This is a genomic window from Paenibacillus sp. B01 (assembly GCF_009649995.1).
Classification (GTDB): domain Bacteria; phylum Bacillota; class Bacilli; order Paenibacillales; family Paenibacillaceae; genus Paenibacillus_O; species Paenibacillus_O pasadenensis.
Genome location: NZ_CP045802.1, coordinates 4,243,947 through 4,264,849, shown reverse-complemented (window position 1 = coordinate 4,264,849; position 20,903 = coordinate 4,243,947). Strand labels below are relative to the sequence as shown.

Sequence of the window (20,903 nt, the reverse complement as noted above, 5' to 3'; positions counted from 1 at the left end):
AGACAGAGAGTCCAGAGCTGCCGAGACGACTTGTCGTCTCGGCAGCTCGAGGGCTCGCACGGAGGGGACACGCGGATGAAGCTGGCGGAAGCGCGGCGCTTCGTACCGGGCCGCAGGAGCAAAAAAGGCTATGCGCTGCAGCGCGATTGGCGGACGCAGTCGCAATTGCTGGCTATGATCTGGCCGGGAGTTGCGATCATGATCGTATTCAACTTTTTTCCTTTGTTCGGTCTGGTGATGGCGTTCAAGGACTACGACCCGATCAGCGGAATCAAGGGCATCTTCACGAGTCCTTGGAACCGTTTTGAGAATTTCACGATGATGTTTCACGACTTCCAGTTCTGGCCGATGGTGAGGAACACGCTCGGAATCAATTTGTTAGGCTCGCTGGTCGGAATCCCGGTTACACTGGGCTTCGCCTTGCTGCTGAACGAGATTACAAGCGCCAAGTTCAAGTCGCTTATTCAGACGGTGACGTACTTGCCCCACTTTCTGTCCTGGGTCATCTACGGCGGTCTGTTCATCACGCTGCTGAATCCTCAGGGCGGCATCATCAATTATTTGCTGACCGAGCTTCACCTGGTGAGCAAGCCGATCCAGTTCCTGGCCGATCCGAGCTACTTCTGGGGGCTTGCGATCGTGACCAATCTGTTGAAGGACATCGGCTGGGGCGCCATTCTGTACTTGGCCGCTATGGCCGGCATCGAGCAGTCGCTGTACGAAGCGGCGGCGATCGATGGAGCGGGGCGGTTCAAGCGAATGCTCCATATTACCATCCCGGGCATTATGCCTACGCTGATGATCCTGGTCATTTTCGCGGTCAGCGGCATGCTGAACAACAACTTCACTCAAATTTACGTGTTCCAGAACTCGCTTAACTTGCCGGCGAGCCAGGTCATCGACACTTACGTGTACCAGACGGGCCTCCTGCAATTCCAATTCGACACGGCGACAGCGATCGGCCTCTTGAAGTCGGTGCTCGCACTCCTGCTGCTCGTCGGGGCGAACTACGCATCGAACAAGTTGACCAAATCGGGTCTGTTCTAAAGGAGGCAGCTTGGCATGGTGGGAGGAAAGTCTCCGGGAGAACGATTCTTTCACATCTCGAATGCAGCGATCATGGTCGTGATCATGATTGTGACCGTATATCCATTTTGGTACGCGATCATCAGCTCGCTGAACAACGGGGCGGATCTGCAGCACGGCCCCGTTTTCGTCTGGCCCCGGATGTTCACCTGGGCAAGCTGGCGGACCGTAATGGCGGACCCTTGGCTGCTTCAGGCAGCATGGGTCACGGTGACGCGCACCGTCATCGTCACGGTTATATCGATTTTATATACCGCGATGTTCGCGTATGCCTTCTCTCGCTCGTATTTAAAAGGTAAAAAATGGTATATGATGCTCGGCTTCGTCAGCATGTATTTCAGCGGCGGGCTCATTCCCTCCTTCATGCTGATGAACTGGCTGGATCTGTATGATACGTACTGGGTGTACATCATCCCCTCGCTGTTCGGGGGCTTCTGGAACGTCATTATTTTTAATGCGAACTACAAGGGCATTCCCGAAGCGCTGTTCGAGTCGGCCAAGCTGGACGGCGCGAGCGAATTCCAGATCTTCTTCCGCATTGTGCTGCCGCTGTCCAAGCCGGTGCTGGCGGCGCTGTCGATCTTCACGGCGGTCGGCATTTGGAACGATTACGGAACGACGCTCTATTTCACGCAATCGGAGCATTTGCAGACGCTTCAGTATTTGATTCTGAAGCTGCTGCAGACGAGCTCGGCGGTCGAGCAGCTGTCCAGCACAGCCGCGCTCTCGAATCCGGCGATCTCGGAATTGCTGTCGCTTGCCAAGGGGCAAGGCGAGATTACGACGCAGACGATCGAGCTGGCCTCGATGATCATCGCCTCGATTCCGATGATCATCCTGTACCCGTTCGCGCAGCGCTTCTTCATTAAAGGAGTTCTGCTCGGCTCTGTCAAAGGGTAACGAAAGGAATAGGGGGATGACCATGCAAGCGCCATTGTTCCGAGATCCGATCTACGACGGAGCGACCGATCCGACGCTCATCTACAACCGGGGGACGCGGGAATGGTGGCTCGTGTATACGAGCCGGAGAGCGACAGCGGAAGGGCCCGGCGTCGCATGGGTTCACGGCAGCGACCTCGGCGTCGCCTCCTCTGCGGATGGCGGCCGAACCTGGGTGTACCGGGGCACGCTGTCCGGCCTGGACTTCGAATGGGGCCGCAATACGTTCTGGGCCCCGGAGATCGTGTGGCATGACGGCATCTACCATATGTACGTCAGCTATATCCAGGGCGTCCGAACCGACTGGTCCGGCCCGCGGACGATCGTGCATTATACGAGCGCGGATCTGCTCGACTGGAGGCTGCAAGGTCCGTTGCGGCTCAGCTCGGACCGGGTGATCGACGCCTGCGTGCACGAGAAGCCGGGCGGCGGATTTCGCATGTGGTATAAGGACGAAGGGAACGGCTCGGCCACCTATGCGGCGGACAGCGACGACCTGTACGAGTGGAAGCCGGTCGGTGCCGCGCTGGCCCATCGCGGACACGAAGGGCCGAACGTGTTTCGCTTCAAAGGCAGCTATTGGATGATTGTCGACGAATGGCGGGGGCAGGGCGTCTTCCGGTCCGACGATCTGGAGAGCTGGGAGCCGCAGGGCCTCATTCTGGACGAATCCGGGCTCCGCGACGACGACGCGGGCTTCGGCCATCATGCTGATGTCGTCGTGTCGGGCGACGAGGCGTACATCTTCTACTTCACCCATCCGGGACGCTCGCAGACCGGGGCGGGAGGCAAGGCAGGCTACGAGCAGCGTCGCTCCTCCGTGCAGGCTGCCCGACTGGAGGTTCGGGACGGACGGCTCGTGTGCGATCGGAATGAGGCGTTCGAGCTGCATTTGAAGGCGGAATAGCGGCGGACTTGTCCTCGCGCCGCTTCTGGACTCGGAGCTGCTTTCCAAGCGCGGATGTCCTGGAGATCGCCTGCCAAAAAGAACCTGCGCCGATCCAAGGATCTGGCGCAGGTTCTTTTTTGTTTTTTTGGAGCTCCGCCCATGCGAAGCTGCAACGTTCAGCAACGGACCTAGATGTGCAGGAATCCTGCCCACCACGATTGATAAAGCTTCAGATACAGGGCGTTTCCTGCTTCATCGACTTCTTTTTGCGTGGCGAAGTTGCTGCTGTAGGCAGCGGCAGCGGCATCGTAGGCATCGCCGCTCACGCCGTTCGCGGCCGCATCGTCGAGGAGCTGCTTCAGGCGGGTTTTGACCGCCATGCCCGGCGCGATCCGCGCGTGAGTCGCTTGCTCGAAGGCATATCCCATCTGAATGAGCTGCTCTTCTGTAAAAGCGTCGCCGGTAATTTGCAGGTTGACCGGCTCTCCGTTGCTGCCTTCCGCCGTGCGGTAAGAGGCCGGCAAGGTGATGCTTGGATAACCGGCTTTGGCGGCGATGCCGGTCGTGGCGCCGTTCAAGCCGATAAGAGCGTCCAGCTTGTATTTGTCAAGCAAATAGTTGATGCCGTTTTTGCGGGAGTAGGCGATATCGGCCGCCCGATCCTTTTCGTAGCTTGCATAATCGGCGGATCCAGGCGTCATGTCATAGGCGACCGACTCTTCCAGGATGCTCTGGCCGTATTTCAGGACGCTTAGGTTTTTCTTGTTGTAGTCGATGACATCCTGGAGGCTTTTGATGATCGTTTGCTTGTCGCTCGCCACAATCGGGTTTTTCTGCGAGCTCAAGTAATGTTCGATATCCTGCTTGAAGTCGTAGTAAAGCACCTTCGATGCCGGAGCCGCCGGCAGCTCGCTGCTCATGCCGGCGCCGTTGGCGCCATACACGATGGAGGCTCCCTGCGCTTGCAGCGTCTTGATCACCTCGGTGAACGCCTTGTACAGATCAGGCTGAGTCTCCTGATTGGGAATGCTGTATACGCCGAGCACTTTGCCTTTAAGCCCGTCCTTTTTCAGGTAGGCCGTATAGTCTTCCATGCGGGGAGCCAGGTACGATTCGTCGACGACAATTTCATTGTCTACGCCCATATTGATCGGAATGTCGCTTGCGTCATAGCCTTGAATTGCGGTGAGCAAGGACGCTACATCAGCGACATTGCGCCCCATGGGGCCGGCTGTATCCTGGCTGTGGGCCAGCGGGATGATGCCGCTGCGGCTGACGAGTCCTACCGTCGGCTTCAAGCCGACCAGGGAATTCCGCATCGACGGGGAGAGGATGGAGCCGGATGTTTCCGTGCCGATCGTTATGGCGGACAGCGCGGCGGCGCCGGCCGAGCCTGAGCCGGATGAAGAGCCGGACACATCGAGCACTCCGGGCAAGTAAGGATTGAGAACTTGTCCATTGAGCGTCGAATAGCCGTTCTTCATGCCGCGGGTAATGAAGTTGGCGAACTCCGACAGGTTCGTCTTGCCGAGGATGATCGCGCCGGATTTCTTCAGCTGCGCCGCGACATAGGAGTCGTCGGCGACGAAGTTGTTGGCGAGAGCTATCGAGCCTGCCGTCGTCGGCATGCCGTCCGCGTCATCGGTTCCGATATTGTCCTTTATGAGTACAGGGATGCCGAACATGCCGGCTGCTTTGGACGGATCGGCCTTCACGGCCGCATCTGCGGCTGCCGCCAGCTTCAGCGCATTGGGATTCAGGCTCGATACGGCATTGAGTTGAACGGTATGGGTGTTGTACAGATCGATTCGAGAAAAATACATTTGGAGCAGTTTTTCGTAAGAGAGCTTGCCGGATTTGACCATCGCCTGGATGTCGGAGATCGTTGCTTTTTGCAGGTCGATCGTGAGCGTGTCGATCGCGACCCGCAGCTGAAGCCGGGTCTGGTCGATGTTGAAAACAGGGCTGTTCGGAGTGAGGTTGCTTACCTTCGAGAGGGCATGCTTGACTTGCGCCGCATACTCGGCCGGGTAATCGTTCAGCTGCAGCTTCTTCGATTCTTCGACGACGGCCTTCAGCCGGTTCAGGGCAGCTGTCGTTGTTGCCGCTTCTTCGAACATTCCGTTGTCATTCAGGGCATAAGCCGGCAGGACGCCTCCCAGCAGCATTGCAGCAAGGGTGGGAATACCTAACAATCGACGGTAGTTTCTTGTTCTCTTCCTCATACCGATACGACCCCCTATGTAATGAATGCTTACACGAGGGATCTTAGTGCATATCGATTGACTTGTCAAAGCATTTTTAGAGCCTTTGCATGTACGATGTCGAAGCGGGTCTTCGCGAATATCGCCAGCGGCAGGCGAGCTCAAAAGACAGCGCCCGCCCGATTCGCTATAATCAAGGGAACAAAAGAAGCGTCAGCGAAAGGAAAGGCGGAAGGACCTCTCATGCCACCCGATAACCATCCCCCGTCGTCGCTCGAGACGATGACCAAGCACGAGCAGCTGATCCGGCACATCGAGGCGCTGGAGCCGGGCACGCGCATCTCCGTGCGCGGCATCGCCCGCGAGCTCGACGTCAGCGAAGGCACGGCGTACAAGGCGATCAAGGAGGCCGAGGAGCTCGGCGTCGTCGCCACCAAAAAAAGGATCGGCACCGTCCGCGTGCACCGCTCCCGGCGGGGCTCGCTCGAAGGACTGACGTTCGGAGACGTTGCTGACATCGTCGAGGGCCAGCTGCTCGGCGGCTCCGGCGGCCTGCAGCGGACGCTCCACAAGTTCGTCATCGGCGCGATGGAGCTCGATGCGATGCTTCGCTATATTAATGAAGACAGCCTGCTCATCGTCGGCAACCGCGAGGAGGCGCACCGGCTCGCGCTCGAGCAAGGGGCGGGCGTGCTCATCACCGGCGGCTTCGATACGAGCGACGAGGCCAAGCGGCTCGCGGACGAGCGCGGGCTGCCGATCATCGTCTCGCGGCATGATACGTTCACGGTCGCCTCGATGATCAACCGCGCCATGTACGACCGCCTCATCAAGCAGAAAATCGTGCTCATCGAGGACATCATGAGCTTCGCCCGTCCCGCCGACGTGCTGAAGCACGGCGATACGGCGGCCGACTTCCACCGGCTGGCGGGACTCACCGGCAGCTTCCGCTTCCCCGTGCTCGACGAGCGCGGCCGCGTGAGCGGCATGATGACCGCCAAGGACGCTGCCGGCTCTGAGCCGGACGCGCCCGTGGAGCGGCTCATGACGCGTCATCCGATCACCGCCGCGCCCAACATCACGGTGACGTCGGCCGCGCATACGATGGCCGCCGAGGGCATCGACCTGCTGCCGGTCGTCGACCGCCACCGGCGGCTGCTCGGCGTCATCACGCGTCAGGAGGTGCAGGAGGCGATGCGCATCACCGGCCGCCAGGGCGAATCCGGCGAGACGTTCGACGAGCTGATCCTGGCCGGCTTCAAGCCGGACGGCAGCGCCAAGGGCTTCCGCTACGCCGGCGTCGCCGCCGCCCAGATGTCCGGCATGCCGGGCACTGTGTCCGAAGGCGTGCTCTCGACGCTCATGCTGCAGGCGGCGCGGCGCATGGTCCGCGAGAGCGGTCGAGGCGACCATATGGTCGAGAGCGTGACGACGTATTTCTTCCGTCCGGTGGCGATCGACGCCGAGCTCGTGCTGGAGCCGGCCGTGCTGGAGCTGAGCCGCAAAAACGCCAGGCTCGAGATCGAGCTGTCGGATCCCGGAGGCGTAGCCGCCAAGGCGATCCTGTCGATGCAGCTGATGGACGGCTAGAAGCGCTCTTCGCCACCGCGGCTTTCGTTCGGGATTTCTTCACAGGGGATAGCTCCAACGGGTCATGCCGCGCCGCCCGCGGACGATTATGCTGGAGTCAGGCGCCAAGGACGCGCATCGACGGAAAGGAGGAGAGGATGATCGGCAAAATCGCGTATCGCCTGGCGCTGGCCGCCGTCCTCGCGGTCGGCGCAGGCGCGGCAGGGCCGATCCCGGCATCGGAGGCCGCCCAGGCCGAAGCGGGAGCGCTGCAGAAGCTGATCGACGAGGCGCCGCATGGAAGCACGGTCGTGCTGCCGGCGGGCGATTATGACGGGGAGCTCGTCGTCGACAAGCCGCTCGTCGTGCAGGGCGAAGGCGTCACGCTCCATAGCGGAGCGGCGGACAAGCCTGCGGTCGCCGTCCGCGCGGACTTCGCCTCCATCTCCGGCCTGTCGATCGTCAAGGACAGCGGCGGCGAGGCGGCGGCCGTGCTCGTCGAGGGCGACGGCGTCCGCGTGGAGGGGCTGCGCATCGTGACGAGGACGATCGGCATCCAGCTGCAGGAATCCGACGGCTCGGTCATCCGGAACAATGCCGTCGAGGCGACGCCGGAGCTGCTCGGCCGTTCCGCCCGCGCCTCGGAGCGGCGCAACGGCATCGACTTGTACCGGTCGCATGGCAATACGATCGAGGACAACCGCGTCAGCAGCATGTTCGACGGCATCTACCTGGAGGGCAGCAACAATACGGCCGTCCGCGGCAATGTCGTGGACTTTTCCCGCTATGGCGTGCATCTGATGTACACCAGGAACACCGAGGTGGAGGGCAACCGCGGCTCGCATAACGTGACCGGCATCATGGCGATGGTGTCGCGCGGCGGGACGATCGCGGGCAACGCCTTCAAGCTGCAGAAGGGGAGCGTCAACTCGCAGGGCATGCTGTTCTACGAGGTCGAGGACATGCAGGTGACCGGCAACGAGCTGGTCGGCAACCGCGTCGGCCTCTACATCGAGCGCTCCGCGAACAACGTATGGACGGGCAACGACGTCTCCTACAACTTCGTCGGCATCCAGCTGCTCGACTCGGCGGACAACGAGCTGGCCGGCAACCGCTTCGTCTCCAACGTCATCGAGACGATGGCCGACGGCAGCGCGGGCAACCGGATCGAGGGCAACTACTGGGACGCGTTCCAGGGCCTGGACCCGAACGGGGACGGCAAGAGCGATCTGGCCTATCCGATGAATCCGTTTTTCCAGCGGCTGACGAAGGATACGCCGGCGTTCCAGCTGTTCTTTCAGTCGCCGGGCATGAAGTTTCTCGAGGGCCTCATGGCGGCCGATTCCGCGGACTGGACCCGCGACCGCGCTCCGCTCATGGAGCAGCCGGCCCTCGCCGGCGCCGCGGACTCCGCGGCCGAGCCTGCGGCGAGCGGGGCGACCGCCACGGCCGGAGCGGCGCTGCTGCTGGCGGCGTCGACCATCATTTTATTGGGGGTAAGGAAACGATGACAACAAAGCGATGCCTGAGCCGGACGCTGCCGCTGGCGGCGCTCCTGACGCTGCTGCTGCTGGCGGCCTGCGGCTCCAAGGACTACGGTCCGGTGCCGATCGACGAGTCCGTCGACAAATGCGCGATCTGCAACATGACCGTCAAGGACGACGCCTTCGCGACGCAGCTGACGACGACGGAGGGCAAAACGTTCAAGTTCGACGATATCGGCTGCATGAACGACTGGAAAGCGAAAAACGCCGCGGCGAAAATCGGCGGCGAGTACGTTCGCGACTACAACGACAAGGAATGGATCGCATACGCCGACGCGTATTACGTCTATGACAAGGATCTGAAGACGCCGATGGCGTACGGGGTCGTCAGCTTTAAGGACAAGGCATCGGCCGAGGCGTTCGCCCAGGAGCAGGGCAAAGGGCAGCTGCTGACGGCGGCCGAGCTCGCCAGCCACAGCTGGGAGCAGAACAAGGACATGATGATGGGCGAAGGGCATTCCCACGACGGCGACGCGGGCGAGAGCCATGGCGACGGCATGGACATGAGCGAGAACGCAGGTCATGAAGGCGGCATGGACATGAGCGAGAACGCATCCAATGCGGGCTCCGGCCACTAGGCGATGAACGCGGTCCATGTCGCCCGCAGGGAGATCAAGCTCGGCTTCCGCAACCCGTGGTCCTATTCGTTCCTCGTGCTGTTCACGATCTTCTCGCTGCTGCTGCTGCTGATCGGGGCGCAAAGCCCCGGCGGCGGCTACACGAGCACGACCGGCTCGATGCTCAGCCTGATCCTGTACCTGCTGCCGCTCATGACGCTGCTCATCGGCAGCTTTTCGCTCACGGCGGAAAAGGAAGAGGGCAGCTGGCAGCTGCTCGCCGTCTATCCGCTGCGCACCTCCAGCTTCGTCTTCGGCAAATATGCCGGCCTGTCGCTCGTGCTTGGCGCGATCGTCGCCTTCGCCTTCGGCGCCAGCGGAGTTGCGGGCGCGCTCGCGGGCGGCGGCTTCGACCTGCGGACGCTGCTGCTGTTCCTCGCCTTCTCGCTGCTGCTCGTGCTGCTGTACCTGGCCGTCGCGCTGCTGATCGGCACCGTGGCGGCGAATCGCTGGCAGGCGCTGACGTATGCGGTCGCCTTCTGGTTCTTCACCGTCATCGGCTGGCCGACGCTGCTTATCGCCTCGCTGGGCTACTTGCCGTATCTATGGATCAAGCCGGCGCTGACCGCGCTGACGCTGCTCAATCCGGCGGAGCTGGTGCGGCTGTTCGTCGTCGTCCGGCTCGGCGGCGGCTCGATCCTCGGACCGGACTATTACCGCTGGGTCGAGGTGATGGCGGGAGGCTGGGGGCCGCTGCTGTTCGCGGGCATCTGCCTCGCCTGGATCGCTGGAGCCGGCGGCATCGCCGTCTGGGCTTGGGAAAGGGGGCGGCGTCATGGCTGACGCAACGAAGCCGCTGCTGCGCGTCGAGCAGGTCGGCAAAACGATCAAAAGCCAGACGCTCGTGCGGGACATCTCGCTGGAGCTCGGAGCGGGCCGCGTGCTGGCGCTGTGCGGCGGCAACGGCGCAGGCAAAAGCACGCTGCTGCGGCTCGTCATGGGGCTGCTGCAGCCGACGTCCGGCCATGTGGAGGTGGACGGATTGCGCTGGCAGCAGGACCGGCGCGCTTATGCGGACAAGCTCGGCTACATGCCCGACGACTATACGTTCGCGCGCGGCCTGACCGCATGGGAGACGCTGCAGTTCTGGGCGTCGCTGCGCGGGCTGCCGAAAAGCCGCACCGAAGAGGCGCTGGTGGAGGTCGGCCTCGCGGACATGCGGGACCGCAAGGTGACGGCCTTCTCCAAAGGGATGCGGCAGCGGCTGCTGTTCGCCCAGGCGATGCTGGCCAAGCCGCCGCTGCTCGTGCTCGACGAGCCGACGAACGGGCTCGATCCGTACTGGATGGACTCGTTCGTGGAGCTTGTGCGCAAGCTGCGCTCGGAAGGCCACTCGGTGCTGTACTCCACGCATCAGCTCCCGGTCGCCGAGGCGAGCGCGGACGAGATCGTGTTCATGCGCGAGGGCTCGGCGGTGCGCCAGGGCTCCGTCGCGGAGCTGCTGCGGCAATACGGCAGCGGCGGCCTGCACGCGGCCTTCACCGACAGCCGCCAGGCGGGCGGCGCGGCAGAGCGGGCAGGGCGGGGACAGACGTGAGCGCGTCGTCGGAGGAGCATCGCGACCGCACGGGCGCCGGGCTGGCAGACGGCGGAGCGGACGAGGCGGGGGCAGACGTGAGCGCGTCGTCGGAGGAGTATCGCGACCGCACGGGCGCCGGGCCGGCAGGCGGCGGAGCGGACGAAGCGGGGGCAGACGTGAGCGCGTCGTCGGAGGAGTATCGCGACCGCACGGGCGCCGGGCCGGCAGGCGGCGAAGGAGAGGGCGGTGGCCCGAACGCCGGGCGTGAAGACGACGGAGGGGCGGACGGTTCTGTCCGTCGGCCAAGGCGCAGGCGGGCGGCAGCCTGGCTGAGCTTGCTCGTCTTGGCGGGAACGGCCGCAGCTATCGGCTGGCTGCTGCTCGGCGGCGCTCCGCGAGCGTCCGACGGGCGGATCGCGGTCGGCGAGCCGGCCCCGGCGATCGAGGCGGCGCTGCCGGGGACCGGAACGCGGCTGCGGCTCGCCGACTTTCGGGGGGAGCCGGTGCTCGTCCATTTTTGGGCGACCTGGTGCGAGCCTTGCAAGCGCGAGCTGCCGCGCATCGACTTGGCTGCGGCCAAGCTGGCGGAGCGGCCGCAGGGGAGCGGCGCGGTGCTTGTCGTCAACGTCGGCGACAGCCGCGCTACGATGACGGAGTTCGCCGAGGCGAGCGGCATCGCGCTGCCGCTCGCTTCCGACGCTGCCGGCGAGGCGGCGGGCGCGTTCCGCGTACGGGCGCTGCCGGCCTCGTTCGTCATCGGGCCCGACGGCCGCATCGAGCGCATCGTGCAGGGCGAATTCGCCAGCGCGGACGAGGTGCTCGATGCGCTGGACGCGGCGCGCTAAGGCAGAAGCTTCCTCCTGACAGCTGCACGCTTTTTTCCAGGTCGGCATCGGTCCGGCGGATGAGGGAGTCGAGAGTGCCTTGGTTAGTCGGAACCAGCCGAGTCGACGCAGCGAGGGAGTCGAGAGTGCCTTGGTTAGTCGGAACCAGCCGAGTCGAAGCCGCAAGGGAGTCGAGAGTGCCTTGGTTGGTCGCAACCAGCCGAGTCGACGCCGCGAGGGAGTCGAGAGTGCCTTGGCTGGTCGGATTCAGCCGAGTCGACGCCGCGAGGGAGCCGAGAGTGCCTTGGTTGGTCGCAACCAGCCGAGTCGACGCCGCGAGGGAGTCGAGAGTGCCTTGGTTGGTCGGAACCAGCCGGGTCGACGCCGCGAGGGAGTCGAGAGTGCCTTGGTTGGTCGTAACCAGCCGGGTCGACGCCGCGAGGGAGTCGAGAGTGTCTTGGCTGGTCGGAACCAACCGAGTCGACGCCGCAAGGGAGTCGAGAGTGCCTTGGCTGGTCGGATTCAGCCGGGTCGACGCCGCGAGGGAGTCGAGAGTGCCTTGGCTGGTCGGAACCAGCCGAGTCGACGCAGCGAGGGAGTCGAGAGTGCCTTGGTTAGTCGGAACCAGCCGAGTCGGCGCCGCGAGGGAATCGAGAGTGCCTTGGCTGGTCGGATTCAGCCGAGTCGACGCAGCGAGGGAGTCGAGAGTGCCTTGGTTGGTCGCAACCAGCCGAGTCGACGCCGCGAGGGAGTCGAGAGTGCCTTGGTTGGTCGCAACCAGCCGAGTCGACGCCGCGAGGGAGCCGAGAGTGCCTTGGCTGGTCGAATCCAACCTGGTCGACGTCACCAGGGAGTCGAGAGTGCCTTGGCTGGTCGGAACCAGCCGAGTCGAAGCCGCGAGGGAGTCGAGAGTGCCTTGGTTAGTCGGAACCAGCCGAGTCGACGCCGCAAGGGAGCTGAAATTGCCTTGGTTGTTCTTATTGCCGAAGCCGGCATAAAATGGTAGAGTATTTCCATAGAAGAATAACCGTGACGAAGAACGTCCTGTTCGATTGCCTTCCCCATTTAAGATGGGCGAGGGGCAATCAAACAGGACGTTTTTTGTTGAAAAGGAGGAGCGTCATGAAAGGACTCGCTGAGTTTCAATCGGCTCACGCTTTATGGCTTCAAAAGCATGTCCAGTCTCGATCCGGAGAGAGAAAGGATCGCCTGCTAAGAGGACACGGCCATGGGGAGAAGCTCTTTCTCGAGCGTGTCTGGTGGCCTATGTTCGGCCATTTTGACGGCCTGCATCCGGAATATGAGGTGCGTGACTGGCGAGGCTCGCCTAGCTTTTTGGATTTTGTCTGGTTTCGCGGCGCATACCGGTTGAATTTCGAAATCAAGGGCTACGGTCCGCATGTCCAACAGAGCGACCGCACAAAGTACACCCGGGAGCTGCTGAGGGAAATGAATCTCTATGGACTCGGCTACCGGACGGTGTCGGTTCCCTATGACGCGCTTGCCTCCGAGCCGCAGCTGGTCCAAAGCCTTCTTCAAGCCATCCTGTCCCGACTTGACCTTTCATCCGGCTCCGAGCGTCGCTTCTCTCCCATTGAGGCTGGCTTGCTGCAGGTTGCCCGGAGAACGGACGGGTATCTATATCCGCATCGAGCAGCTGAGCAATTGGGAATTCATACAAAAACGGCCCAGCGGTACATGAGGAAGCTGGCAGCAGAAGGATGGCTGGTTCCCGTCCAGAAAGGAACGAGAGTTTGCCGCTACCGGCTTCCCGCATGGAAGGACGATGTAACCTGATCTAAAAAAAGCCTGCCTGGCTTGTGGGGCCAAGCAGGCAGGCTTTGGATGGCCGGACCGTGCGGTGTCGAGGATTCCCGCCCGTTCCGCGTCGATCCGCCGCTCAGTGATGATGTCCGGCTGGAGCCGGAACTGCCGCAGCGGCGCCGGCTTTTTCCATCTCGGCCAGCGCCTCGACGGCTTCGGAGCCGATCGCGAAGCGCTTGGACGGCATGATCTCGTAGTCGGCCGAGACGCCGCTGAACTTGATCCGGTAGACGCCTTCCGGGCCGATGGCCTGCACGAAGGAATACGTTCCGGGCGCGGTCTTCTCGGCCTGCGCGGTCACCGGAGCGGACGAGCCGTCTTCGGGCCACAGCTGGAAGCGCGCTTGATAAAAGCCGTCATAAGGCTCGCCGTTCTCCTTCACGACGATGGCGAAGCGGCCTTCCTGACCTTGCTCCAGCTGCTCCGGCAGCTGGAGATCGACGGTCAGATGGGGCTTGAAGCCTTTGTCGTCAAGCCCTGAAGTGTCCGCCTGGCAGCCGGCGAGCAGCATCGATGCGCCGGCCAGCAGCGCGCTGGCGGCGATTGCGATCCGATTTCGTTTCATTGTCGTCGACCTCCCTTTCAGACCGCGAACCAGCGGCGCAGCGCCGGCACGCGGCGAATGACGAGCCAATCCAGCGCGAGCACGGCCAGCAGCGAAAGCCCGACGAGCGGCATGAGCACGCCGAGGACGGCCATGATGATCAGGACGCCGATCGACGCTTTTTTCTCCCGCGGCTTGTTCGGAGCGCCCAGCTTGCCGGCTGGAGCCCGCTTGCGCCACATGACGTACGAGCCGGCGGAGATGAGAATGAGGCCGAGGCAGGCGAGCAGGCCGAGCAGCTGGTTGGCGATGCCGAACAGCTTCCCTTCGTGGAAGGCGATGCCGAGCGTGATCAGCTTGGCCATGACGCCGTATTGCTCATAGCGGACATCGGTCAGCACGGTGCCGCTGTACTGGTCGACGTGAAGCGTGGCCGAATCCCATGGCTTGGCATCGGCGGTTGAGATCGTATATACGCCTGTCTCGCCGCTTGGCAACGTAATCGTATACGGCCTTTGCACATGCTGGCGGTCGGCGATGCCGGCGACCTCGTCCACCGTGATGGGCACGTAGCCGCCTGGCGCCGATGCCGGCACGGGCAGGCTCTCGGCCGCCCAGGGCAAGTCCGCGGCGATGTCCTTGGCGCGCGTGACCGACTCCGGCGCGCCCATGAACGAGTAGGCGTAAGGCGGATTGTTCGTGTTCGTCGCGTTGGCAGCCTTGTCGATCTGGCCGCCCAGCACGCCCGACCAAGGCAGGCCGGTGAGGATGAGGGCAAGGATGAGGATCGACAGCCAGAACGCAGGCACGGCGTGCAGGTCTCTCCAAAACAGCCGATTGCCCGGCTTGCCGAGGCGTGGCAGCAGCGTGCCCCAGACGCTGAACCGTCCGCGCGGCCACCATAGATACAAGCCGGTCACCGTGAGCACGAGGCCCCAGCAGGCCGCGAGCTCGACGATGCGGTTCGGCAGCGTTCCCGGCAGCAGCAGCTGGCTGTGCAGCTTTTTGAATACGGCAGAGAACGTCTTGTCGGAATCCAGCGTTCCGGCGATTTTGCCCGTATAAGGATCCGCGTACAGCGTCGTCGGCACGCCTCCCTGAACGACGCTCATCTTGACCGTGGATCGCGCGTCGGACGGCAGCGTTAGCGATTGGATGGCAAGTCCCGGGTTCTCTTTGCGCACGGCGGCCGACAAGGCGTCCGGCGACATCCGGACCTGGCCGACCTCTCGAACCGTCAGCAGATCCTTGTAGAGCTGGCCTTCGATCTGAGGCTTGAACAGATAGGCTCCGCCGCTGACGGCGAGAAGAATCAGGAACGGCGCGAAGATGATCCCGGCATAGAAATGCCATCTCCAGACGCTTTGATACAGCGCCGGCAGCAATCCTTTCTGCCGCGCCTTCGTTCCCGGCGTTGCTCCTTCAAGCTGAGTGCTCATTCGAAACGACTCCCCCTGATTGAATTGAATCATGACTGAACCAGTATAGGGGCTGAAGGCGAGCAGGACATGACTCTTTCAGGCTATGGACGTCATCGGCTGGGGTGAAATTTTAGTGACGGATCGGGGGAAAAAACGACGACTCGCGTTCTTTCGTTCGCGGCGAAAAAGGCAAACCGAAAAACGCCCCCGTCCGGACAGGCCGGATTCGGGGGCGCGGCAGCGGCTGGATGTCAGCGTCAGCGGGACTTGCCTTCGGCGGCGCGGGCGATGACGCCGCGGATGATGCTGCGGTTGCGCAGCCCGGCGAAGATGTTGAACAGGCCGAGCAGCATGAACACGGCGCCGACGATGACGCGGATCGTGGAGCCCTCGTACAGGAACATCTGGATGAGGGCGATCAGGATGAGCATCGTGCCCATGCTGATGTTCATCTGAGCGGCGTAGAGGATCTTGAGGTTCGCGTCCTTGGTGCGGCGCGAGCGGAAGCTGTTCAGCACCGAGAGCGTGCAGCTGAGGACGATGCCTGCAATGAGCACCCATTGCAGCCAGGCGACGGAGTCGTTCATAGAGCCGAGATTTCTCCTTTGGAATGGGCGGCAGGCCCGGGGTTTTGGTAAAGACAAGCAAATGCAAAGGCGCATCGCGGCTGCAGATCTTGTCTTTCTGGAAGCGAGACGTGCATCGCCGCCAGAGGACGGAGAGAGCCAGCCCGCCTTGCGCCATTGTATCATAAAAGCTCCGCTCGGCGAAGCCGTCCGACCGGCTCGACCGGCTCGTCCGGCCTGCGCCAGCCCTGCGTTTCTTCCGGTCCATGCTGGTTCTGCGGCTCGTCCGGCTCACGCTATCCCGGCCCGCGCTAGTCCTGCGGCTCGGCGCTGCTGCTGATCTCCGGCCCGCGGCGGCGGATGCTCGCCCACACCTGCAGCTTGTTGTCGACGACAAGCACGGTCTTGATCTCGAGTGAGAAGCTCTTGTCCTTGTCGCGGTACACCTTGCCCGCCAGCAGCTCGCGCGCGAGCCGCGACTCGCGGTCGATCTCATAGATGCTCTGGCCCTCGAGCACGAGCAGATCCTTGTGCAGCATCGCCTTGAGGCGGGCTTTCGTCGGCTCGTCGAGCCCGGCCGCGTCGGAGCTTTCCTCGAAGCGGATCTGGACGGTCTTGATGACGGAGTGCTGCTCCTTGAACTGGTTCAGCTTGCTCAGGTCGTTGTCGCGCTCGTTGAGCTGATCCTCCAGCTTGCCGATCTGGTTGGCGGCCCGGTCGAACTGCGCTTGGAACAAAGCATGATAAAAGGCCGCCCCGATGACCATGCCGGCGAGCACGAGGCCGACGCCTTGCGTGAAGCGGACGAAGCGCTCGAACGGAGGAATTCGCATCGCGCGCGCTCACCCCGATCCCCGGCAGACGAGGCGGATGAGCTCCGTGCCGGCATGGGCGCCGATGAAGGCGCACAGGATGAACAGCAGCTGCTGGGCGACAGGCGACAGCTGGCCGTGCATCATATGGCTCTCGATGACGCGCATCGGATCGATCGTGCCGCCGACGGCCGCGACGAGCGCCCATATTTTCAGCCGGTCCGCCGTGTCGAGCATCATCGCGCTGGGCGGGGAGAAGGCCAGCACCGAGCCGATGCCGGCGAGCAGCGAGCCTCCGACGACGACGCCGAAAGCGATGAAGAAGTCGATCAGGGCCTTGCTCAGGATCAGGTTCATGCTCCGCATCCGCCTCACCTTTCCGCTAGGGAGTATGGGAATGGCTTCCCTTGTCCATTGTATGGGACTGCGGCGCTCTTTTATGATAAGATAGAAAGAAAGAGCGAACAGATGTGCCCCAGGGCGCCGCCGGAGCCGAAGCCATGGGGCGACGGTCCGCGCAGCGGCGGGGCGGCGTCGGAAGGAGGGGCGGGATGAGCGGGAGCGAACGATTCGTGCACCTGCATGTGCACAGCGAATACAGCTTGCTGGACGGAGCGGCGCGGATCCGCGACCTGACGGCGCGGGCGGCGGAGCTCGGGATGGACTCGCTGGCGCTGACCGACCACGGCGTCATGTACGGGGCGGTGCCCTTTTACAAGGAATGCGTGAAGCGAGGCATCAAGCCGATCATCGGCTGCGAGATGTACATGGCGGGAGGCTCGCGCACGGACAAGGGAACGCGCAAGGACAATCCGATCTACCATCTGATCCTGCTCGCGCAAAACGAGGCCGGCTACCGCAACCTCATGAAGCTCAGCAGCATCGCCCATCTCGAGGGCTTCCACTACAAGCCGCGCATCGACCACGACGTCCTGCGGGAGCATGCCGAGGGACTCGTCTGCCTGAGCGCCTGCCTGGCGGGCGAGGTGTCGCAGCATCTGCTGCATGACCGTCCGGAGGAGGCGAGGCGGGCCGCGCTGCGGTACCGCGAGACGTTCGGCGACCGCTTTTATCTGGAGATCCAGGACCACGGCATGGCCGAGCAAAAAAAGGTGATCGCCGGCATGATCGCCCTCTCGGAGGAGACCGGAATCCCGCTGGCCGCCACGAACGACGTGCATTACCTGCGGCAGGAGGACGCGGCCGTGCAGGACGTGCTCATCTGCATCGGCACGGGCAAGAGCGTGAGCGATCCCGACCGGCTGCACATGCATGGGGACGGGATGTATCTCAAGAGCGCCGACGAGATGGCGCGGCTGTTCCCGCATCTGCCCGAGGCGCTGGCCAATACGGCCCGCATCGCCGACAGCTGCCGGCTCGAGCTCGCGCTCGGCGTGCATGCGCTGCCGGAATACCGGCCGCTGCCGGACGGTCTGAGCGCCGCGCATTATTTGGAGCGGCTTTGCCTCGCGGGCATGCAGGCTCGGTACGGAGAGTCCGGCGAGCGGCTGGCGGAGGCCGAAGAGCGGCTGCGCTACGAGCTCGGCGTCATCGAGCGGATGGGCTTCAGCGATTATTTCCTCATCGTCTGGGACTTCATCCGCTACGCGCATGAGCAGGGCATCCGCACGGGCCCCGGACGGGGATCGTCGGCGGGCAGCCTCGTCGCCTATTGCCTGCGCATCACCGACGTCGATCCGCTCAAGCACCGGCTGCTGTTCGAGCGCTTCCTCAATCCGGAGCGCATCAGCATGCCCGATATCGACATCGACTTCAACGACGAGCGGCGCGACGAGGTGATCGCCTACGTCAGCCGCAAGTACGGCTCCGACCATGTGGCGCAGATCATCACCTTCGGCACGCTCGCGGCCAAGGCCGCCGTGCGCGACGTCGGGCGGGCGCTCGACGTGCCGCCGGGCGACATCGACCGCGTCGCCAAGCTCATCCCCGGCCATCCCGGCACGACGCTGGAGTCGGCGATCGCCTCGGTGCCGCAGCTGCGGGAGTACGCCGAGCGCGAAGGGACGCGCGAGCTGATCGCCTCCGCGCTCAAGGTCGAGGGCATGCCCCGCCACGCCTCCACCCACGCGGCGGGCGTCGTCATCTCCGGCCGTCCGCTGACCGACTACGTGCCGCTGCAGGGCGGCTCGGAGGCGGCCGCGCTGACGCAGTATTCCATGGAGAACGTCGAGGCCGTCGGCCTGCTCAAGATGGACTTCCTCGGCTTGCGCACGCTGTCGATCCTGGAGCGGACGCTCGACTGGATCCGGCGGCCGGACGGCGGGACGGTCGACTTCCGCGAGGTGCCGGACGACGATCCGGCGACCTACGAGATGCTCGGACGCGGCGATACGACCGGCATCTTCCAGCTGGAGTCGGCGGGCATGCGGCGCGTGCTGCGGGAGCTGCGGCCGAGCGGCTTCGAGGACATCGTGTCCGTGCTCGCGCTGTACCGTCCCGGCCCGATGGAGTTCATCCCCCGCTTCATCGCGGGCAAGCACGGCAAGGAGCAGGTCGAATACCCGCATCCTTCGCTCGAGCCGATCCTGAGGGATACGCACGGCATCATCGTCTATCAGGAGCAGATCATGCAGATCGCTTCGTCGATGGCCGGCTTCAGTCTGGGGGAAGCGGATCTTCTGAGGCGCGCCGTGTCCAAAAAGAAACGGGAAATTCTCGACGAGCAGCGCGCCGCCTTCGTCCGGGGCTCGCTTCGCCAAGGCTACGCGGAGGCAGAGGCGAACCGCGTCTACGACATGATCCTGCGCTTCGCGGACTACGGATTCCCGCGGGCGCATGCGGCCGCTTACGGCGTGCTCGCGTTCCAGACCGCTTGGCTGAAGCGCCATCACCCGGTCGCCTTCATGGCCTCGATGCTGGCCTCCGTCACGGGCAACCAGCGCAAGACCGGCGAGTACATCGACGAGTGCCGCCGCATGGGCATCGAGGTTCTCCCGCCGGACGTGAACCGCAGCTCGGTCACGTTCAGTCCCGAGGGCGAGGCGGTGCGCTTCGGCCTCGCCAGCATCAAGAACGTCGGCACGCAGGCGATCGAGTCGATCCGGCGGGAGGCGGCGCTCCGGCCGTTCGCCAGCCTCATCGACCTGTGTCGCCGCGTCGACCTGCGCGTCGTCAACAAGCGCGTGCTGGAGAGCCTGATCGGCGCGGGAGCGCTGGAGTCGCTGCCGGGCCATCGCGCGCAGCAGCTCGCCGCGCTCGACGAGTCGGTGGAGGCGGCGCAAAAATGGCGCAAGGAGCGCGAGGAGCTGCAGATCGAGCTGTTCGGCTTCGAGGAGGTGCAGAACTGGGATATCGAGCTGCCCCAGGTGGAGCCCTATTCGCAGACGCAGCTGCTGGAGCTCGAGCGGGAGCTGCTCGGGCTCTACCTGTCCGGCCATCCGCTGGACGCGGCGGAGGAGCGGCTCGGCGAGCTTGGCCTCGACCGGCTCGTCGAGCTGGAGGAAGCGCCGGAGGGGACGCCGGCCGTAACGGCGGTGCGGATCGTCTCCGTGAAGACGCTGCGCACGCGCAAAGGCCAGCCGATGGCCTTCGCCGAGGTGGAGGACCGCATCGTCCGCGCCGAAGCGGTGTTCTTCCCGTCCGCCTGGGCGAAGCTCGGCGAACGCGTCGCTGCCGGCGGCCTGGCGGTCGTGCAGGCCTCCGTGCAGAGAGGGGACGAGGACTTCAAGCTGATCGTCGACGACCTCGTCCCCCTCGACGACTCCGAGCTGCGCTCCGGAGTCGAGCGGCTTCGCCGCCAGGCGCGCGCGCGTCGGCCGCGCTCCGGCGGCGGCGCGGCCGCGGCCGGAGGCAGAGACCCGGGCGCGGCGCAGGCGCCGGCTGCCGGCGTGGCATCGCCGCCGGCGAGGCGCTCCGGCGCTGCGTCGGCGGCGGCCGCAGGCGAAGCATCGGCGCCGGGAAGGCGGCCCGGCGCTGCGTCGGCGGCGGCCGCAGGCGAAGCATCGGCGCCGCCGGTGAGGCGACCCGGCGGAGCGTCGACGTCGGCGGCTGGCGCAGCCGCGGCGCCCGTGAGGCGGCCCGGCAGGGCGTCGGCGGCGGAGCAGGCGAAGCCTCGGCGCCGGCTGGCCGCCGGGTCGCGGCGCAGCCGGCAGGCGCTCCGTCGGAGCGCCCGGCCGCGACGGCGTCCACGTCGGCGCGTGCCGCCGCCGCGCAGCGGCTGTACCTCAAAATCAAGGCGGATCGGGAGACGCCCGTCGTCCTGGAGCAGCTCAAGACGCTCCTGGCCGAGCATGCGGGACCTCTCGGCACCGTGCTCTTTTACGAGCGGGAATCACGCACGATGGCGCTGAGCGAGCGCTACCGCGTCAAGCCTTCGCCGGAGCTGATCGAGCGTATCGAGAGCCTGCTCGGACCGGGCTGCGCGGTCGTGAAGTAGCTGGCGGAGTCTGGCGAGCGCTACCGCGTCATTGTCGATTTGAGCGTCGATGTCGGCACGGGCGTCAGCGAGGGCTTGTCAGCTCCCTCTTCGCCGCTTGCTTGTTCGACCGCCGCTGGCCATAGGCCGGCGGCGGTCTTTTTGTTGGC

At 64.1% G+C, this 20,903-nt stretch carries 17 protein-coding genes; 11 read left to right on the top strand and 6 right to left on the bottom strand.

The window, feature by feature from the left end:
• Positions 1-75 precede the first annotated feature (75 nt).
• The 3 genes from GE073_RS18320 to GE073_RS18310 are packed head-to-tail and all read left to right on the top strand — an operon-like array spanning position 76 to position 2,932.
• Positions 76-1,047: an ABC transporter permease gene (locus tag GE073_RS18320; protein ID WP_153784030.1), complete on the top strand. Its 972-nt coding sequence runs from the start codon at positions 76-78 to the stop codon at positions 1,045-1,047.
• 15 nt (positions 1,048-1,062) lie between these two features.
• Complete coding sequence (locus GE073_RS18315) at positions 1,063-1,986, top strand: carbohydrate ABC transporter permease (RefSeq protein WP_153784029.1); 924 nt, start codon at positions 1,063-1,065, stop codon at positions 1,984-1,986.
• Between the two features lie 22 nt (positions 1,987-2,008).
• Positions 2,009-2,932: a family 43 glycosylhydrolase gene (locus tag GE073_RS18310; RefSeq protein ID WP_153784028.1), complete on the top strand. Its 924-nt coding sequence runs from the start codon at positions 2,009-2,011 to the stop codon at positions 2,930-2,932.
• Positions 2,933-3,102: 170 nt separating this feature from the next.
• Here the strand turns inward: GE073_RS18310 and GE073_RS18305 are convergent, their stop codons facing one another.
• Complete coding sequence (locus tag GE073_RS18305) at positions 3,103-5,283, bottom strand: amidase family protein (RefSeq protein ID WP_153784027.1); 2,181 nt, start codon at positions 5,281-5,283, stop codon at positions 3,103-3,105.
• A 78-nt stretch (positions 5,284-5,361) separates the two neighbouring features.
• On the opposite strand from GE073_RS18305, the gene GE073_RS18300 reads away from it, so the two are divergent.
• The 7 genes from GE073_RS18300 (at position 5,362) to GE073_RS18270 (ending at position 12,988) form a co-directional block, all read left to right on the top strand.
• Positions 5,362-6,708 carry a DRTGG domain-containing protein gene (locus GE073_RS18300; RefSeq protein ID WP_052333287.1) on the top strand — a complete coding sequence of 449 codons (1,347 nt, stop codon included), beginning with the start codon at positions 5,362-5,364 and terminating at the stop codon, positions 6,706-6,708.
• Between the two features lie 137 nt (positions 6,709-6,845).
• Positions 6,846-8,198: a right-handed parallel beta-helix repeat-containing protein gene (locus GE073_RS18295; protein WP_153784026.1), complete on the top strand. Its 1,353-nt coding sequence runs from the start codon at positions 6,846-6,848 to the stop codon at positions 8,196-8,198.
• On the top strand, positions 8,195-8,809 hold the full coding sequence (locus GE073_RS18290; RefSeq protein ID WP_052333285.1) for a nitrous oxide reductase accessory protein NosL: 615 nt from the start codon (positions 8,195-8,197) through the stop codon (positions 8,807-8,809). The genes GE073_RS18295 and GE073_RS18290 overlap by 4 nt, the downstream gene beginning before the upstream one ends.
• A 3-nt stretch (positions 8,810-8,812) precedes the next feature.
• Positions 8,813-9,631, top strand: coding sequence for an ABC transporter permease (locus GE073_RS18285; protein ID WP_153784025.1), 819 nt, complete (start codon positions 8,813-8,815; stop codon positions 9,629-9,631).
• Positions 9,624-10,385: a heme ABC exporter ATP-binding protein CcmA gene (ccmA, locus tag GE073_RS18280; RefSeq protein WP_153784024.1), complete on the top strand. Its 762-nt coding sequence runs from the start codon at positions 9,624-9,626 to the stop codon at positions 10,383-10,385. The genes GE073_RS18285 and ccmA overlap by 8 nt, the downstream gene beginning before the upstream one ends.
• Positions 10,382-11,212 (top strand): TlpA family protein disulfide reductase, encoded by an 831-nt coding sequence (locus GE073_RS18275; protein ID WP_194843402.1) that lies wholly within the window; start codon positions 10,382-10,384, stop codon positions 11,210-11,212. The genes ccmA and GE073_RS18275 overlap by 4 nt, the downstream gene beginning before the upstream one ends.
• 1,101 nt (positions 11,213-12,313) lie before the next feature.
• The gene (locus tag GE073_RS18270; protein WP_153784023.1) at positions 12,314-12,988 is read left to right on the top strand and encodes a hypothetical protein; all 675 of its coding nucleotides are present in this window, start codon (positions 12,314-12,316) and stop codon (positions 12,986-12,988) included.
• Between the two features lie 103 nt (positions 12,989-13,091).
• On the opposite strand, the gene GE073_RS18265 is transcribed toward GE073_RS18270, so the two are convergent.
• The 5 genes from GE073_RS18265 to GE073_RS18245 all read right to left on the bottom strand — a co-directional run bounded on the left by GE073_RS18265 (position 13,092) and on the right by GE073_RS18245 (position 16,715).
• Positions 13,092-13,580, bottom strand: coding sequence for a FixH family protein (locus GE073_RS18265; RefSeq protein ID WP_028599099.1), 489 nt, complete (start codon positions 13,578-13,580; stop codon positions 13,092-13,094).
• Between the two features lie 17 nt (positions 13,581-13,597).
• On the bottom strand, positions 13,598-14,998 hold the full coding sequence (locus GE073_RS18260; protein ID WP_153784022.1) for a PepSY-associated TM helix domain-containing protein: 1,401 nt from the start codon (positions 14,996-14,998) through the stop codon (positions 13,598-13,600).
• A 239-nt stretch (positions 14,999-15,237) separates the two neighbouring features.
• Positions 15,238-15,567, bottom strand: coding sequence for a YtpI family protein (locus tag GE073_RS18255; protein ID WP_043111396.1), 330 nt, complete (start codon positions 15,565-15,567; stop codon positions 15,238-15,240).
• A 290-nt stretch (positions 15,568-15,857) separates the two neighbouring features.
• Entirely contained in the window at positions 15,858-16,379 is a 522-nt protein-coding gene (locus GE073_RS18250) for a sporulation membrane protein YtrI (protein WP_153784021.1), read from the bottom strand.
• A gap of 9 nt (positions 16,380-16,388) precedes the next feature.
• Positions 16,389-16,715 carry a YtrH family sporulation protein gene (locus GE073_RS18245; protein WP_028599096.1) on the bottom strand — a complete coding sequence of 109 codons (327 nt, stop codon included), beginning with the start codon at positions 16,713-16,715 and terminating at the stop codon, positions 16,389-16,391.
• A 194-nt stretch (positions 16,716-16,909) separates the two neighbouring features.
• Between GE073_RS18245 and GE073_RS18240 the strand changes: the two genes are divergently transcribed.
• On the top strand, positions 16,910-20,668 hold the full coding sequence (locus GE073_RS18240) for a DNA polymerase III subunit alpha (RefSeq protein WP_194843401.1): 3,759 nt from the start codon (positions 16,910-16,912) through the stop codon (positions 20,666-20,668).
• The last annotated feature ends 235 nt before the right edge of the window (positions 20,669-20,903 follow it).

Excerpts from the sequence above, each read along its gene's own strand:
- GE073_RS18320 (WP_153784030.1), top strand. The coding sequence starts at position 76 with ATGAAGCTGGCGGAAGCGCGGCGCTTCGTACCGGGCCGCAGGAGCAAA.
- GE073_RS18315 (WP_153784029.1), top strand. The coding sequence starts at position 1,063 with ATGGTGGGAGGAAAGTCTCCGGGAGAACGATTCTTTCACATCTCGAAT.
- GE073_RS18310 (WP_153784028.1), top strand. The coding sequence starts at position 2,009 with ATGCAAGCGCCATTGTTCCGAGATCCGATCTACGACGGAGCGACCGAT.
- GE073_RS18300 (WP_052333287.1), top strand. The coding sequence starts at position 5,362 with ATGCCACCCGATAACCATCCCCCGTCGTCGCTCGAGACGATGACCAAG.
- GE073_RS18295 (WP_153784026.1), top strand. The coding sequence starts at position 6,846 with ATGATCGGCAAAATCGCGTATCGCCTGGCGCTGGCCGCCGTCCTCGCG.
- GE073_RS18290 (WP_052333285.1), top strand. The coding sequence starts at position 8,195 with ATGACAACAAAGCGATGCCTGAGCCGGACGCTGCCGCTGGCGGCGCTC.
- GE073_RS18285 (WP_153784025.1), top strand. The coding sequence starts at position 8,813 with ATGAACGCGGTCCATGTCGCCCGCAGGGAGATCAAGCTCGGCTTCCGC.
- ccmA (WP_153784024.1), top strand. The coding sequence starts at position 9,624 with ATGGCTGACGCAACGAAGCCGCTGCTGCGCGTCGAGCAGGTCGGCAAA.
- GE073_RS18270 (WP_153784023.1), top strand. The coding sequence starts at position 12,314 with ATGAAAGGACTCGCTGAGTTTCAATCGGCTCACGCTTTATGGCTTCAA.
- GE073_RS18265 (WP_028599099.1), bottom strand. The coding sequence starts at position 13,580 with ATGAAACGAAATCGGATCGCAATCGCCGCCAGCGCGCTGCTGGCCGGC.
- GE073_RS18260 (WP_153784022.1), bottom strand. The coding sequence starts at position 14,998 with ATGAGCACTCAGCTTGAAGGAGCAACGCCGGGAACGAAGGCGCGGCAG.
- GE073_RS18255 (WP_043111396.1), bottom strand. The coding sequence starts at position 15,567 with ATGAACGACTCCGTCGCCTGGCTGCAATGGGTGCTCATTGCAGGCATC.
- GE073_RS18250 (WP_153784021.1), bottom strand. The coding sequence starts at position 16,379 with ATGCGAATTCCTCCGTTCGAGCGCTTCGTCCGCTTCACGCAAGGCGTC.
- GE073_RS18245 (WP_028599096.1), bottom strand. The coding sequence starts at position 16,715 with ATGAACCTGATCCTGAGCAAGGCCCTGATCGACTTCTTCATCGCTTTC.
- GE073_RS18240 (WP_194843401.1), top strand. The coding sequence starts at position 16,910 with ATGAGCGGGAGCGAACGATTCGTGCACCTGCATGTGCACAGCGAATAC.